Origin of the sequence: Agrobacterium bohemicum, assembly GCF_001562555.1 — a bacterium.
Lineage (GTDB): Bacteria > Pseudomonadota > Alphaproteobacteria > Rhizobiales > Rhizobiaceae > Agrobacterium > Agrobacterium bohemicum.
In genome coordinates this window covers 104,383-119,874 of the sequence record NZ_KQ961029.1, presented here as the reverse complement: position 1 = coordinate 119,874, position 15,492 = coordinate 104,383, and the positions used below count along the sequence as shown (strand labels likewise).

Genomic DNA, 15,492 nt, shown 5'->3' with positions numbered 1-15,492 from the left:
TTGCCCATGAATGGGATCATGCAGGGAAAACGCGGCCTCATCATGGGGGTCGCCAACAATCATTCCATTGCCTGGGGGATATCCAAGGCGTTGGCTGCGCAGGGTGCACAGCTTGCTTTCACCTATCAGGGCGAAGCCCTGGGCAAGCGCGTAAAGCCGCTGGCTGCGGAGCTCGGCTCCGACTTTATCGTGCCTTGCGACGTCGAGGATATTGCCTCGGTGGATGCCCTGTTCGAAACGGTGGGCGAGCGCTGGGGCTCTCTCGATTTCGTGGTTCATGCGATAGGCTTTTCCGACAAGAATGAATTGAAGGGTCTTTACGCGGATACCACGCGTGAAAATTTCAGCCGCACCATGGTCATCTCTTGTTTCTCGTTCACGGAAATCGCCAAGCGCGCAGCTGCTCTCATGACCGATGGCGGCTCAATTCTGACGCTGACCTATAACGGCTCGCAGCGCGTTATTCCGAATTACAATGTCATGGGTGTTGCAAAGGCTGCACTGGAAGCCTCCGTTCGCTATCTCGCTGCTGATTACGGGCCGAAAGGCATTCGCGTCAATGCAATCTCCGCTGGTCCAGTGCGTACACTGGCAGGTGCGGGTATTTCGGACGCGAGGGCGATCTTCTCTTGGAACCAGAAGAACGCACCGCTTCGCCGCACACCTGACATCGACGATATCGGCGGTTCCGCACTTTATCTTTTGTCGGATATGTCGCGCGGCGTTACCGGCGAATGTCACTATGTCGATGGCGGCTTCAACATCACGTCGATTCCGACACTGGAAGTGCTTTATAACGCCGACGGCGGTTAAGGCCTAAGATATTTCCAGACTTGAAAAAGCCCGGTCAACCCGGGCTTTTTGCATATTCACTCAGACCGGATCGAAACCAAACAGTTCTTCGGGGTTCGTCACCAGTGCTTTTTTGCGGGCTTCATCGGATGGCAACCACGATAGCACCGTATCCAGCAGGTCTGCATCATCTAGATATTCTTCGGTTGTTTTCGCGTTGTTGTGCGGCCAGTTGGTGCCCCAGATGATGCGCTCCGGCGCGTGTTCCGCAATCACGCGGGCGACGGCTGCGATGTCTTCGAAATCTGGCGCGCCTGAGCGACTCGATTCATAGCAACCAGCAAATTTGAACCAGCAATTTCCCTTTTCGATCAGCCGCTTCAGAGCCGATATCTGATCGCTGTCGGGCGTGACGCCGGAAAAAAACTTGCCATGATGATCGAAAATCCAACGGCTCTTGATTGCGGCGAGCTTCTGCTCGTGATCGAGAATGTTGGAGCCATCGAACTGAACAGCAACGGACCAGCCGAGTTCCTGCGCTATGCTGTCGACCTCTTCCAGATGGGTGAGATCGACGGCACCACCTGGTAGATCCATGATGCGTGCACCAACGACACCTGCTTCGACAAGTTCCTGCAACTCATCAAGCGGTGTTTCGCGCGTCACGACGGCTACGCCTTTGGCCACGCTGCCCATTTCTCGCAGGCAGGCGATCAGGTTGCCATTGTCACGCTGGTGGGCATTCCCCTGGGTTATGACCACACGCTCTATGCCGATCCATTTCATCAGGCGGCGATACTCATCTGGCCCTGGCGTTCCCTCCGGCACAGGCGGTCCTCCCTCCTGAGCGGGAAAGTCGCGCAGATACATGTGCATTTGAGTATCGATTGCGCCTTTCGGCATTGTTATACGAGGGTTCTTCCCCTCAAAGGTTCTAACCAATGTCATTGAAACTCCTTTGGGCATCCGCCCTTGGTTCTGGCGATCAGCCCTGCCGCAACATGGCGCGGTAGCGCTGCTGGCTACCCTTCAAGTGTTTCCGCATGGCCTCCCGGGCGGCGGAAGCATCGCCATCTGAGATTGCGTGGACGATCACGTCGTGCTCGTTCTGAAGCTGTCGCAGGTAAGAGGCGGCAGTCTGCTCGGACTGGGATGACCTTAATGCCGCACGCGGGATGATATTCTGACCCATGACTTCCAGAAACTCGCGAAAGCGCGGATTGTTGGTCGCATCGGCAATGGCGAGGTGCAGCTTGAAATCGGCCTCGGCTGTCGGCTCTGCCTTCTCTATGCAAACCTGAACAGCGGACAGACAGCGAATGATCGCTTCTTCCTGCGCGGGTGATCGGCGAACCGCCGCCAGTTCCGCCGCCTCGGTTTCCACCGCGGCACGCAATTCCAGAAGCTCGATAATCGACGAGATGCGGTCGTGGTCCACGTCCTGAAACGGTTGCGGTTGCTGTATTGGCAAGGTCAGCACAAAAATGCCTGCGCCATGGCGGGCTTCCACGAGTTTGTCGGCGCGCAGCGCAGCGACGGCTTCTCGCACGACGGTACGGCTGACCTTGTACAGTTCGGTTAGGCCCGCTTCACTCGGTAACTTATCGCCGGGCTTGTATTCACCGGACAAAATGGACTGCCGCAATGCATCCGCCGTCTGGCTGACGAGCGAGCCACCTGCGCGACCGATAGCGGAATGTTCTTTTACACCGCCTTCGACGGTTTCATTGAAGCTGGCCAAATGTTCACCCCAGGCAAAGTGGAAACTGCCAGAAAGGCGTTTCCGTTAAAAATATCAGTCCTGTAAATATCCCGCAAATGCACAAAATTGGCAATATTTATATTATTTCTGTCTTCCATTGATATGATCTCCGCGTGGCGCTCATCTGGTCCAGCGGGGAAATCGTGTCATTAGGGGAAATGCAATGATTTCAAGCAAGGGAATGTAAAGGAAGCAGCCATATAGTTCTATCGCATAAAAGCTTTCGGGCCAGACATGCTTTCTCATCATGAAGATAAAAAGCCCTATGCGATCAGTGTTTTCCAAAACAAATCCGGCCGCCAGATTCATCCGCTCCCGCGATGGGTCGGCAGCGATAGAGTTTGCGATCCTGGCCATCCCTTATTTCCTGATCGTCTTCGCCATTATAGAGACGTTTCTCGCTTTGGTCGGAGAGCAGTTGGTGACAAACGCGACTGACACCATGGCGCGCAAGTTGCGCACCGGGCAGATCGCCAATACGATCACCGAGGAAGATTTCCGAAAGCAGTTCTGCGCTGAAGTGTCGATCTTGATCACCTGCTCTGTCGATGAGATCAAAATACCGCAGAAGCTCTATATCGATCTAAGGCGTTTCAACACTTTCGCGGACATACCCAAGACAATACCGCTGACGCCGAACGGCCAGTACTTCGATCTGGATGATTCGGCGTTCGGATTCACGCCGGGTGGGCCGACGTCGATCAACATGCTGCGTGTCTATTACCGCTGGCAAGTGATCACCGATCTTGTCAGGCCTTATCTTACAAAAATTCGTCCCAAGGACGGCTCCATGCCATCCCATTTTCTGATCGTCGCAACGGACGCCTACCGCAATGAAGCCTATCAATGAGTGCGTCCAGATCATGAGAAAAACGAAGCAAGCCATGCGCGCTCTGGGCCAGACGTTCAATCGACTGAGACGCGATCGTCAGGGCGTGGGCGCTGTAGAATTCGCCATTATTTTTCCGATCCTGCTCGCGCTTTACATTACAGCGTTTGAGCTCACAATCGGCTTTAGCGTCTACAAGCGTGCGACGCGAGCCGCTGGCGCGATTGCAGATTTGACGTCCCAGCCGCAGACCGTCAACAAGGCCTATCTCAACACCATGAAGGACGTAGCTGCGGCCATTTTCGTGCCGTATGGAACAACCGGCCTCAAGTTGAAGATCAGCGGGATACAGGTCGACGCCAACAAGATCGCGAAGATCAGCTGGTCATGGGATCAGGATAATCAGCGGCCTTATCCCGTCAATTCTGTCGTGAAAATCCCTGAAAACCTGAAGCAGCCTAATGCTTTTCTCGTCCATGCGGAACTGACGATTCCCCACACGCTTTTGATGTTCATGTCGACATTGTCGTCAAAGATTACACCGATCACCATTGGCCGCGATTATTATTTCGCCAAGCGCGAAGCAGATCCGATCACCTGCTCGGATTGCTGAAAACTGACCAGTATAAAAAGCGCCGCAGGATCGCTTGTGATCCTGCGGCGCTTCAGGTTTCAAGTCATGTTACTCGGCAGGCATGTCCAGCGTTCGGCTGAAATATAGCGCGACAAGCGTGCAGACCGCACCGGACAGAAGATAAATGCCGACGGCAAACAATCCGAATTTGGACGAGAAGCCAAGGGCCACTAGTGGCGCGAAGCCTGCGCCGATCAGCCAGGAAATATCTGACGTTAGCGACGCTCCGGTATAGCGGTATTCGCGGCTGAAACGCGATGCCAGTGCGCCGCCGGATTGGCCAAAGGACAAGCCCAGCAGCGCAAATCCGATCAACACGAAAAGGTAACGGCCAATATCGCCCGATGACAGAAGAACCGGCGCGATGAAGCTGAACACCGCGATCATTGCAGCGGCAGCGCCCAGCAACTTGCGACGACCGAATTTGTCGGAGAGAACGCCTGAAACGACAATCATGCCACCAGCGATGATGGCGCTTACAAATTGAACAAACAGAAAATCCGAAACCTTCTGGTCGGTGTTGAGTGACACCCAGCTAAGCGGGAAGACTGTGACAAGGTGAAACAGGGCAAAGCTTGCCAGTGGCACGAAAGCACCCGTCAGCACAACGCGTGACTGCTTGCGCAGCATTTCAAACATCGGCTTCGGCTCGAGCTCATGCTGTTGCAGCATCGTCTGGAATTCGGGTGTCATGATCATGCGTAGCCGCGCAAACAGCGCCAGAACATTAAGCGCCAGGGCCACGAAGAACGGGAAGCGCCAGCCCCATGCCAGAAACTCCGGATTGGAAAGCTGTGTTGTGAAGATAATGAAGAACGCGCTGGCCAGACCAAAGCCCATGGCGGCACCGAGCTGCGGCATCATAGCGTACCAGCCGCGCTGTTTTTCAGGCGCATTCATGGCAAGCAGCGAGACAAGGCCATCCCACGCGCCGCCGAGACCAACACCCTGGCCGATACGGAAGACGGCAAGAAGAATGGGCGCGATCATTCCAGCTTCGGCATAGGAGGGTAGAAAGCTGATCGCCATGGTGGAGCCACAGAGCGTGAACAGCGCTGTCGCCAGTTTGACCGCACGTCCAAACTTACGGTCGATCTGGAGAAACAGGAGCGAGCCGATGGGGCGGGCAATGAAAGCCAGCGAGAACACCGCAAATGAATAGAGAGTGGCCGTCAGGGGATCGACGAAGGAGAAAAAGACGTGAGGGAAAACCAGTGCGGATGCGATTGCATAGACGAAAAAATCGAAGAACTCCGTCATTCGGGCCAGAATGACCGCAATCGTGATGCGGTCTGGATCGACAGCAACCGGCGCTGGCGACTGACCGGTTGGTCCTTTGTGTTGCGGAAAAGCCGTATCGGTATAACTCATAAAAATTCCCTCCTGCGCAGTGCAGAGCACTTGTCCATGACGCACCCGCCTCCTCTTGCGCTGTGTCATATGCGGCGGATTGTCACACAGGGGTTTGAACCCGTCAATTACAGAATGCGCGTAGGGGCTTGCCCAGACCGTATCGTGTGAGATAATGGGGCGCACTCATCCTTTTCGGCTCAAAATCCGATTGCCGCAACGATTGCAGTTTTAAGTTTATGCTGCACCGCGACAAACTACCTCATGTCCTTTATGACGTTTGACAATTATACGCGACATTACCAAAAACAGTACGAGTATCAGAACGTGCGCACGCTCATGAAAATTCCATCTGCCCTGTTGGCTATTTCGTCGCTTCTGCTTTTGAGCGGCTGCGATCTCGTTGTGATGAATCCTGCCGGTGACATCGCAGTCCAGCAGAGAGACCTCATCATCACTTCCACGGTTTTGATGCTCCTCATCATTGTTCCGGTTCTTGCTCTCACGCTCTTTTTTGCGTGGAAGTACCGTGCATCCGCCAAGGCGGAGGATTACGATCCGGAGTGGCATCACTCCACGCGTCTTGAAATGGTGATCTGGTCGGCTCCGGTCGCCATCATTCTGATGCTCGGCACGGTCACCTGGATCGCGACCCACCGTTTGGATCCCTATCGTCCGATCGAGCGTATCGATGAGAATCGTCAGGTGACGGCCGATATGAAGCCGATCACCGTCGAAGTGGTGGCCATGGACTGGAAGTGGCTGTTCTTCTACCCGGAACTCGGCATCGGCAGCGTCAATGAGTTCGCAGCGCCTGTCGACGTGCCGATCAACTTCAAGATTACCGGCACAACGGCGATGAACTCGTTCTTCGTTCCGGCGCTGGCGGGTCAGATTTACGCCATGGGCGGCATGCAAACGAAGCTTCACGCCGTCATCAACAAGCTCGGCGTGTACGACGGCTTCTCGGCCAACTTCTCCGGCCCCGGCTTCTCGCACATGCGCTTCAAGTTCCATGGCATGAGCCAGGAAGGTTTCGATCAGTGGGTTGCCAAGGCCAAGGATGGGGGCAAGGGCTTCGGCCGCATGGAATATCTCGAATTCGCAAAGCCAAGCGAACGCGAGCCCGTGCAGTATTTCGCCAATGTCGATCCGCAGCTCTACGATGCCATCCTCAACCGTTGTGTGGAGCCGAACAAGCTCTGCATGCGTGACATGATGCACATCGACGCGAATGGCGGCGGCGGCAAGGAAGGCATCGACATTGCCAAGGCTCTGAACTCCGTGGTTTGCACGCCGCTTTCGCCTTACGGCATAGCGTCAGGTCCACAGTCTGTGCCAGCGGCCATAGAAGGCCAGACGTTCGAGCCCGCAGCTTTGCCAGATACGAAAGCGCAATTACCTTCGGCGGGTAAAAGCGCGGGCTGAGTGAGAGTGAATTCTATGCAGCGCGTCGTTCGCGCTGCTCTGAGCGCATCGGTTTGTCCGATACGTAGATTCAATGACGTGGGAATGCTCTACTCGTCCCGTTGGGCAGGCAGCACTCCGAAAATCGCAAGAGGCTAAAATGGTCGTCAATACCGATCAAACGTCGTTCCTTTTCGGGAAACTGACGTGGGAATCCATCCCTTTCCATGAGCCAATCCTGATCGTGACCTTTGCGGTCGTGGCGCTTGGTGGCGCGGCCGTTTTGGGCGCACTCACCTATTTCCGTCTCTGGGGATATCTCTGGAAGGAATGGTTCACCAGTATCGATCACAAGAAGATCGGTATCATGTACATCATTTTGGCGCTCGTCATGCTCATGCGCGGCTTTGCTGATGCCATCATGATGCGAATTCAACAGGCTATAGCCTCTGGTGGCTCTGAGGGGTATCTCAACCCGCACCATTACGACCAGATTTTCACCGCCCACGGCGTGATCATGATCTTCTTCATGGCGATGCCGATGATCACCGGTCTGATGAACTACATCATTCCGCTACAGATTGGCGCGCGTGACGTCTCGTTCCCGTTCCTCAACAACTTCTCCTTCTGGATGACGACAGCCGGAGCTGTCATAACAATGATCTCGCTGTTCATCGGTGAGTACGCGCAGACGGGCTGGCTGGCCTATCCGCCGTTGTCGGGTATTCAGGGAAGCCCGAGTGTGGGCGTCGACTATTATATCTGGGGCTTGCAGATCGCCGGTGTGGGAACGACGCTATCCGGTATCAACCTGATCGTGACCATCATCAAGATGCGCGCGCCCGGCATGACCCTGATGCGCCTGCCTATCTTCGTGTGGACATCGCTGTGTTCCAATATCCTGATCGTGGCGTCGTTCCCGATCCTCACTGGCACGCTCGCACTTCTGACGCTTGACCGTTACGTTGGTACGAACTTCTTCACCAACGATCTCGGCGGCAACCCGATGATGTACGTCAACCTCATCTGGATCTGGGGTCACCCGGAAGTCTACATTCTCGTGCTGCCAGCATTCGGCATATTCTCCGAGATCGTGTCGACATTCTCCAACAAGCGCCTGTTCGGTTACGCCTCGATGGTTTACGCGACCGTGGTTATCACCATTCTCGCTTATGTCGTCTGGCTGCACCACTTCTTCACCATGGGTTCGGGTGCCAGCGTCAATGCCTTCTTCGGCATAACGACCATGATCATCTCGATCCCGACCGGTGCGAAGATCTTCAATTGGCTGTTCACCATGTATAAGGGCCGCATCACGTTCGATGTCCCGATGCTGTGGGCCATGGGCTTCATGATCACCTTCGTCATCGGTGGCATGACGGGCGTTTTGCTGGCCGTTCCTCCAGCTGACTTCGTGCTGCACAACTCGCTGTTCCTCATCGCCCATTTCCACAATACGATCATCGGTGGCGTGGTGTTCGGTGTTCTCGCGGGTATCGCTTATTGGTATCCAAAGGCATTCGGATACCGTCTCGATCCATTCTGGGGCAAGATGTCATTCTGGTTCTGGTTCGTCGGCTTCTACTTTGCCTTCATGCCGCTCTACGTGCTTGGCTTGATGGGTATCACGCGTCGTCTCAGCCAGTTCGAAGACACATCGCTTCAGATATGGTTCATCGTTGCAGCCTTCGGTGCATTCCTTATCGCACTCGGCATCGCGTCCTTCATCATCCAGCTCATCGTCAGCTACATCAGACGCGATCAATTGCGTGATGTGACGGGTGATCCCTATGGCGGTCGTACGCTGGAGTGGTCTACGTCTTCTCCGCCGCCTGCCTACAACTTCGCGTTCACGCCGGTCGTGCATGAAATCGATGCCTGGGCCCATATGAAGAAACACAATGCAGAACGTCCGGTCGATGGCTTCATCCCCATTCACATGCCGAAAAACACCGGCACGGGCGTGATCATCAGTGCGATCAGCGTCGTCCTCGGCTTTGCCCTGGTGTGGCACATCTGGTGGCTGGCAATCGTATCCTTGGTTGCGATTATAGCGGTCTCCATCGCCCACACCTTCAACTACAATCGCGACTATTACATCCCGGTATCGGATGTGACGGAAGTCGAAGCAGAACGTACGAAGCTGCTGGCAACTCAGGCGTAACAGAATGTCTCAAGCACCTGCCCAGAGCGCCGACGGCGCGGAAAAGCCGGTCTTCTATCTAAAGGAAGACCACCACACGGAAAACGGTACATCTATCGGTTTCTGGCTGTATCTGATGAGCGACTGCCTTATTTTCGCGACGCTCTTTGCAACCTATGCCGTGGTCGGCCGCAGCTATGCGGCCGGCCCATCCGGTGCAGACCTCTTCGATCTGAAGCTGGTGGCGATCAACACCGCCTTCCTGCTGTTTTCCTCCATCACCTATGGCTTTGCCATGCTGGAAGCGCAGAAGAAGAACATCAACACGACGCTGATCTGGCTCGCCATCACCGGCCTGTTCGGTCTGGCCTTCCTGTGTCTGGAGCTTTACGAGTTCTACCACCTGATCCACGAAGGTGCGACGCCGCAGCGTTCCGCGTTCCTGTCCGCCTTTTTCGCGCTCGTCGGCACGCACGGTTTGCACGTCACCTTCGGCGTGATATGGCTTGTTACCCTCATGGTCCAGGTCAAGAAGTTTGGCCTGCATCCTGAAAACATGCGCCGCCTGACGTGCCTTTCCATGTTCTGGCACTTCCTGGATGTTATCTGGATTGGCGTCTTTTCCTTTGTTTATCTGGTTGGAGTTCTGTGATGAGTGCAAACACACACGACCATAACCACGATCACAATCACGGACACGGGCATGCCCATGGCGACGATCATCACCACGATAGCGGTGAGGATCACGGCTCCTTCAAGAGCTACATGATCGGCTTCATCCTCTCGGTCATCCTGACGGCAATTCCATTCTGGCTGGTCATGGGCGATGTCATCGACAACCGCACGACCACCGTCATCGTCATCATGATCTTCGGTGTCATCCAGGTGTTCGTGCACATGATCTACTTCCTGCACATGAACACGAAGTCGCAGGGCGGCTGGACCTTCATGTCGCTGCTGTTCACGCTGGTTGTGGTCATGATCACGCTCGTCGGTTCTCTCTGGGTCATGTACAACATGAACAAGAACATGATGCCGACGATGACGATGGAACAGATGCGCAACATGCCGTAACCGGCACCGTTGCAAAGCTATCGTGGCCCGCGTAACAGCGGGTCGCTCCTCTCCGAGAGACAAAAACCCCATGAATCGGAGAGCGGATTCATGGGGTTTCTGTTGAGCGGGAAAGCTCTAATGACCACCAAAAAAGAAACCACACCACGTAAGGGCATCCGCCCGGCAGCCATCGTCGTCATTTTCATGACCGTCGTCCTCACCAACTGCTTGCTGGCGCTTGGCACATGGCAGGTCAACCGTCTCGCGTGGAAGCGCGATCTCGTAGCTCACGTGGAGGAGCGTGCGCAAGCCGCGCCCGTGGACATTTCCGCGCCAAGCGAATGGCCTGCAATGACGGATCCTTCGCAATACGAATATCGCCGTGTGAAGATTACCGGCACATATCGCCATCAGGATGAGGTTCAGGTCTATACCGTGACCGATCTCGGCCCCGGCTATTGGGTGCTGACGCCCCTGCAACGCGCGGATGGCACACGCGTCATCGTTAACAGAGGCTTCGTGCCGACCAATAAGCGCGATCCGGCTACCCGCCCCCAGGGCGAGGTCGAAGGCAATGTCGAGGTAATCGGCCTGATGCGGGCGCCTGAAACCGGCAGCCTTTTCCTGCGCGCCAACGATCCGCAGAACAATCGCTGGTACTCCCGCAATATCGTCCAGATTGCTGAAACCAAACAGATCGAGAACGCCGCTCCCTTCTACATCGATGCGGATGCAACACCCAATCCCGGCGGCCTGCCCATCGGCGGCAAGACGATGCTGACTTTTCCCAACAACCATCTGTCCTATGCCATCACATGGTACATTCTGGCGGGCATGGTTGTAGCTGCTGGCTGGTATGTCACACGCAATCTCAATGCGCCAAAGAAAGCCAGGACAGACGATCAAGACAGTGCTTGAAGAAAGCGTTTCACCTTTCTGATCGCGGTGATTATATCACTCATTTGTTCTCGCGGCCCTTTACGCCGCGCTTTTTGTGGTGACGCATGGCACGAGCTTTTCTTCTCGTTCTTGATTCCTTCGGTGTCGGTGGTGCGCCGGACGCCGAGCAATATGGCGATCTCGGTTCGAACACGCTGGGCCACATCGCCGAATTCTGCGCCGCCAGTGCGGCGGATCGCGAAGGTCTCCGGTCCGGCCCGCTGAAATTGCCGAACATGTCGGCGCTTGGCCTTTTGAACATCGCCCAGCTTTCCAGCGGCGAAACACCAGCGGGCATGGAGCAGCCGGAACGTATCTATGGCGTTCATGGCTGCGCCAATGAAGTTTCAAAAGGCAAGGACACACCATCAGGTCATTGGGAAATAGCAGGCACGCCGGTGCGGTTCGATTGGGGGTACTTCCCGTCTGAGGGCGACGCCTTCTCTCCTGAACTGGTTGAAGCCATTTGCGAACAGGGTGAGGTTCCCGGCATTCTCGGCAATTGTCATGCATCCGGTACCGACATTATCGCCCGTTTCGGCCCAGAACACATCCGCACCGGCAAGCCCATCTGCTATACGTCCTCGGACTCGGTTTTCCAGATCGCCGCGCACGAAGAGCATTTCGGGCTAGAGCGGCTGATCGCCTTTTGCCAGACGGTCCGCAAACTGGTCGATCCGCTCAATATCGGCCGCGTCATTGCCCGGCCTTTTACCGGAGAAACTGTCGCTACTTTTGAGCGAACCGGTAATCGTCGCGATTTTTCCGTGTTGCCGCCGGAGCCGACCTTGCTCGACCGTCTGGTGGAGATGGACCGTAAGGTGCTCGCCATCGGCAAGATAGGCGATATCTATGCACATCAGGGTGTTACCCGCGTTATCAAGGCCAATGGCAATGAAGCGCTGATGGATGCAACATTGCAGGCGATGGACGAGGCCGAAAACGGCGATCTCGTCTTCAGCAATTTTGTCGATTTCGACATGAATTACGGACACCGCCGCGACGTGGCGGGTTATGCCGCAGCACTTGAGGCTTTCGACGCCCGCCTCCCTGAAATTCACCGCAAGATGCAGCCGGGTGATATCGCCATTCTCACCGCCGACCATGGCTGCGATCCCACATGGCGCGGCACGGATCACACCCGCGAGCGCGTGCCGATCATGGCCTTCGGTCCCGGCATCCGCGAACGCAATATCGGGATACGCTCATCCTTTGCCGATATCGGCGAAAGCATCGCCACTCATCTTGGCATCCCAACTGGCCGCTACGGCAGGAGTTTCTTGTGACGTCGCATTTGTTGAAAGCAGAAATCCACTGCCATCTGGAAGGTGCCGCGCCGCCCGCGCTGGTGGTACAACAGGCGAGGAAATACGGCATAGACAGCAGCTGCTTCATGCGCGATGGCGCTTATATCTGGACGGATTTTGCCGAATTCATTCGCTGCTATGATGCCGTGGCTCAGGTCTTCAAGACCGAGGACGATTACGCGCTTCTGGCCGAAACCTATCTGACCGAATTGGCCGGTGAAAACACCATCTATAGTGAGCTGATCATTTCGCCTGATCACGGCGACCGTATCGGTTTGGGCGCGGATGCCTATCTCTCGGGGATCGCGGCAGGCATCGCGGCGGCGAAGGAAAAGACCGGCATCGAAGCGCGCATCATCGTCACCGGAGAGCGCCACTTCGGCCCGGAAAGCGTCATTGCCGCTGCGGAATATGCGGCGCGGGTCAAGCACCCGCTTATCACAGGTTTCAACATGGCGGGTGAAGAGCGCATGGGCCGCGTGGCGGATTACGCCCGCGCCTTCGATATCGCTCGTGATGCCGGGCTTGGGCTCACCATTCACGCGGGCGAAGTCTGCGGCGCGTTCAGCGTGGCGGATGCGCTTGATCTTGTCAAACCCCAACGCATCGGCCACGGCGTGCGCGCCATCGAGGATGATGCGCTGGTGGCGCGACTGGTGGAACTCGGAACGGTGTTGGAAGTCTGCCCCGGCTCCAATATCGCGCTCCATGTCTATCCAGATTTCGAAAGTCATCCCCTGAAGTGCCTTCGCGATGCAGGCTTGCGCGTCTGCATCAGCTCAGATGATCCTCCGTTCTTCCACACGTCGCTGGCGCAGGAATACGAGATCGCGCGCCATGCTTTCGGATTCAGCGATGCCGAGACCAATGCCATGACGCGTACCGCGCTTGAGGCCGCCTTTGTGGATGAGGACACGCGCGCGAAGCTGCTTGCCAAGCTGGATGCGCAGTCGACAGCGGCATAAATCGAGCGGGAACGGGGATGCAAAATGTGTTTCCGGTCTTGCGAAAGCCGCTCATTCGGTGAAATACAGAGACATCATAGATAAAAGAAAAGGCCAGCTCCATGGACGGCGTCACCGTAATCGCTCATCCCCTCGTGCAGCACAAACTCACCATCATGCGCAAGAAGGAAACCTCGACCGCCGGTTTCCGCCGTCTGCTGCGGGAAATCTCGACGCTGCTCTGCTATGAGGTCACGCGTGATCTGGAAATGACGATGGAGACCATCGAAACGCCGATGCAGACCATCGACGCGCCGGTTCTGGAAGGCAAGAAGCTGGTGTTCGCCTCAATCCTGCGTGCCGGCAACGGGCTTTTGGAAGGTATGCTGGAACTCGTTCCGTCCGCCCGCGTCTCGCATATCGGTGTGTACCGCGATCATGACACACTTGAAGCCGTCGAATATTTCTTCAAGGCCCCTGATAATCTCGATGCACGCCTGATCATCGTTGTCGATCCGATGCTGGCAACCGGCAACTCGTCCATCGCTGCCGTGGACAAATTGAAGGAACGCGGCGCGAAGAACATGCGCTTTGTGTGCCTGCTGGCAGCCCCCGAGGGCATCAAGAACTTCCGCGAAGCACACCCTGATGTGCCGATTTTCACGGCCTCGATCGACAGCCATTTGAACGAACAGGGCTACATCATGCCCGGTCTGGGCGACGCGGGCGACCGTATGTACGGTACGAAATAACGCGCACAAAAAATGCGCCCTCAGCGATGAGGGCGCATGACTGGAAAGACAGTCTTTTTACTTCATCGTCGGCATGACGAATTCCGCGCCGGTCTTGATGCCCGAAGGCCAGCGAGCCGTGACCGTCTTGGTCTTCGTCCAGAACTTGATCGAATCTGTGCCGTGCTGGTTGAGATCGCCAAAGCTCGATGCCTTCCAGCCGCCGAAGGAGTGGTAGGCCAGGGGAACCGGGATCGGAACGTTGATGCCGATCATGCCGATATTGATGCGGCTGGCAAAATCACGGGCGGCATCACCATCGCGGGTGAAGATCGCAACGCCATTGCCATATTCATGCTTCATCGGCAGATCGAGCGCGTCTTCGTAATTCTTGGCGCGCACGACGGACAGGACTGGCCCGAAAATCTCCTGCTTGTAGATGTCCATATCGGTCTTGACATGGTCGAACAGGCATCCGCCCACGAAATAGCCATCTTCATAGCCCTGAAGCTTGAAATTACGACCGTCAACGACAAGCTTTGCACCCTGCTCGACGCCACTGTCGATCAGGCCGCTCACGCGTGTCTGCGCTTCCTTGGTGATCAGCGGACCCATATCGGCCTTGTCATCGGTATAGGGGCCGATCTTCAGCGCCTCGATCTGCGGAATGAGCTTTTCGATGAGGCGATTAGCAGTCTCTTCGCCGACTGGAACGGCAACCGAAACTGCCATGCAGCGCTCACCTGCCGAACCGTAACCAGCACCCATCAAGGCGCTGACAGCCTGATCGAGATCGGCATCTGGCATGATGATCATGTGGTTCTTGGCACCGCCGAAGCACTGCGCGCGCTTGCCGTTCATGGCAGCCGTGCCATAGACATAGCGCGCGATCGGGGTGGAGCCGACGAAGGAGATCGCGCCGATATCCGGGTTGGTGAGAATGCCGTCAACCGCGCTCTTGTCACCATTGATGACGTTGAGAATACCAGCGGGCAGACCGGCCTCGATCATCAATTCTGCCAGACGGATCGGCAGAGAGGGGTCACGCTCCGAAGGCTTCAAGATGAAAGCGTTGCCGCAGGCAATGGCCGGGGCAAACATCCACATCGGTATCATGCCAGGGAAGTTGAAAGGCGTAATGCCAGCACCGATACCGACCGGCTGACGGATGGAGTACATATCGATGGCAGGGCCAGCACCTTCGGTAAACTCACCTTTGGACAGATGCGGAATACCGCAGACGAATTCGCAGACTTCCAACCCGCGAATAATGTCCCCCTTGGAATCTTCCACCGTCTTGCCGTGTTCGCTCGAAAGCAGCACGGCCAACTCGTCCATGTTCTGGTTCAGCAAATCCACGAATTTGAAGAACACGCGCGCCCGGCGCTGCGGGTTGGTCGCGGCCCATTTCGGCTGCGCAGCCTTGGCGCTTTCCACGGCAGCCAGAATTTCCGCGTCGCTCGCCAGTGAAAGCGTTGCCTGCACTTCGCCCGTTGCCGGATTATAGACATTGGATGTGCGGCCGCTGGTGCCAGCCACATGCTTGCCGTTGATAAAGTGACCGATTTCTTTCATGGGTGTTCCTCCGGGATTTTTTG

At 56.0% G+C, this 15,492-nt stretch carries 16 protein-coding genes; 11 read left to right on the top strand and 5 right to left on the bottom strand.

What is annotated here, in order from left to right:
* Positions 1–6 precede the first annotated feature (6 nt).
* Positions 7–813, top strand: coding sequence for an enoyl-ACP reductase FabI (gene fabI / locus ATO67_RS12750; RefSeq protein ID WP_067649427.1), 807 nt, complete (start codon positions 7–9; stop codon positions 811–813).
* Positions 814–873: 60 nt separating this feature from the next.
* On the opposite strand, the gene ATO67_RS12745 is transcribed toward fabI, so the two are convergent.
* The 3 genes from ATO67_RS12745 to ATO67_RS23280 all read right to left on the bottom strand — a co-directional run bounded on the left by ATO67_RS12745 (position 874) and on the right by ATO67_RS23280 (position 2,911).
* Positions 874–1,740 carry an amidohydrolase family protein gene (locus ATO67_RS12745; protein ID WP_067649424.1) on the bottom strand — a complete coding sequence of 289 codons (867 nt, stop codon included), beginning with the start codon at positions 1,738–1,740 and terminating at the stop codon, positions 874–876.
* A gap of 37 nt (positions 1,741–1,777) precedes the next feature.
* On the bottom strand, positions 1,778–2,533 hold the full coding sequence (locus tag ATO67_RS12740) for a FadR/GntR family transcriptional regulator (RefSeq protein WP_245303973.1): 756 nt from the start codon (positions 2,531–2,533) through the stop codon (positions 1,778–1,780).
* A gap of 141 nt (positions 2,534–2,674) precedes the next feature.
* Positions 2,675–2,911: a hypothetical protein gene (locus ATO67_RS23280; protein ID WP_173645936.1), complete on the bottom strand. Its 237-nt coding sequence runs from the start codon at positions 2,909–2,911 to the stop codon at positions 2,675–2,677.
* Between ATO67_RS23280 and ATO67_RS12735 the strand changes: the two genes are divergently transcribed.
* Together ATO67_RS12735 and ATO67_RS12730 are read left to right on the top strand one after the other, a co-directional pair.
* Complete coding sequence (locus ATO67_RS12735) at positions 2,820–3,404, top strand: TadE/TadG family type IV pilus assembly protein (RefSeq protein ID WP_067649421.1); 585 nt, start codon at positions 2,820–2,822, stop codon at positions 3,402–3,404. The genes ATO67_RS23280 and ATO67_RS12735 overlap by 92 nt on opposite strands.
* Before the next feature lie 13 nt (positions 3,405–3,417).
* Positions 3,418–3,996 carry a TadE/TadG family type IV pilus assembly protein gene (locus ATO67_RS12730; protein ID WP_082760255.1) on the top strand — a complete coding sequence of 193 codons (579 nt, stop codon included), beginning with the start codon at positions 3,418–3,420 and terminating at the stop codon, positions 3,994–3,996.
* 69 nt (positions 3,997–4,065) lie between these two features.
* On the opposite strand, the gene ATO67_RS12725 is transcribed toward ATO67_RS12730, so the two are convergent.
* A complete protein-coding gene (locus tag ATO67_RS12725; RefSeq protein ID WP_067649415.1) occupies positions 4,066–5,388 on the bottom strand; it encodes an MFS transporter in 1,323 nt (440 codons plus the stop codon).
* 318 nt (positions 5,389–5,706) lie between these two features.
* On the opposite strand from ATO67_RS12725, the gene cyoA reads away from it, so the two are divergent.
* From cyoA to upp, 8 genes are all read left to right on the top strand, one after another.
* The gene (gene cyoA, locus ATO67_RS12720; RefSeq protein ID WP_067649833.1) at positions 5,707–6,795 is read left to right on the top strand and encodes a ubiquinol oxidase subunit II; all 1,089 of its coding nucleotides are present in this window, start codon (positions 5,707–5,709) and stop codon (positions 6,793–6,795) included.
* Positions 6,796–6,934: 139 nt separating this feature from the next.
* Positions 6,935–8,938, top strand: coding sequence for a cytochrome o ubiquinol oxidase subunit I (gene cyoB, locus ATO67_RS12715; RefSeq protein ID WP_067649412.1), 2,004 nt, complete (start codon positions 6,935–6,937; stop codon positions 8,936–8,938).
* Between the two features lie 4 nt (positions 8,939–8,942).
* Entirely contained in the window at positions 8,943–9,569 is a 627-nt protein-coding gene (gene cyoC, locus ATO67_RS12710; RefSeq protein WP_067649409.1) for a cytochrome o ubiquinol oxidase subunit III, read from the top strand.
* Positions 9,569–9,991, top strand: a complete 423-nt coding sequence (gene cyoD, locus ATO67_RS12705) for a cytochrome o ubiquinol oxidase subunit IV (protein ID WP_067649406.1) — start codon at positions 9,569–9,571, stop codon at positions 9,989–9,991. The genes cyoC and cyoD overlap by 1 nt, the downstream gene beginning before the upstream one ends.
* A 120-nt stretch (positions 9,992–10,111) precedes the next feature.
* Positions 10,112–10,891, top strand: coding sequence for an SURF1 family protein (locus ATO67_RS12700; RefSeq protein ID WP_067649403.1), 780 nt, complete (start codon positions 10,112–10,114; stop codon positions 10,889–10,891).
* An 86-nt stretch (positions 10,892–10,977) separates the two neighbouring features.
* Complete coding sequence (locus tag ATO67_RS12695; protein WP_067649400.1) at positions 10,978–12,198, top strand: phosphopentomutase; 1,221 nt, start codon at positions 10,978–10,980, stop codon at positions 12,196–12,198.
* Entirely contained in the window at positions 12,195–13,184 is a 990-nt protein-coding gene (locus ATO67_RS12690; protein WP_067649397.1) for an adenosine deaminase, read from the top strand. The genes ATO67_RS12695 and ATO67_RS12690 overlap by 4 nt, the downstream gene beginning before the upstream one ends.
* 101 nt (positions 13,185–13,285) lie before the next feature.
* Positions 13,286–13,915, top strand: a complete 630-nt coding sequence (gene upp, locus ATO67_RS12685) for a uracil phosphoribosyltransferase (protein WP_067649394.1) — start codon at positions 13,286–13,288, stop codon at positions 13,913–13,915.
* A 57-nt stretch (positions 13,916–13,972) separates the two neighbouring features.
* On the opposite strand, the gene ATO67_RS12680 is transcribed toward upp, so the two are convergent.
* Positions 13,973–15,469, bottom strand: coding sequence for a CoA-acylating methylmalonate-semialdehyde dehydrogenase (locus tag ATO67_RS12680; RefSeq protein WP_067649391.1), 1,497 nt, complete (start codon positions 15,467–15,469; stop codon positions 13,973–13,975).
* Between the last annotated feature and the right edge of the window lie 23 nt (positions 15,470–15,492).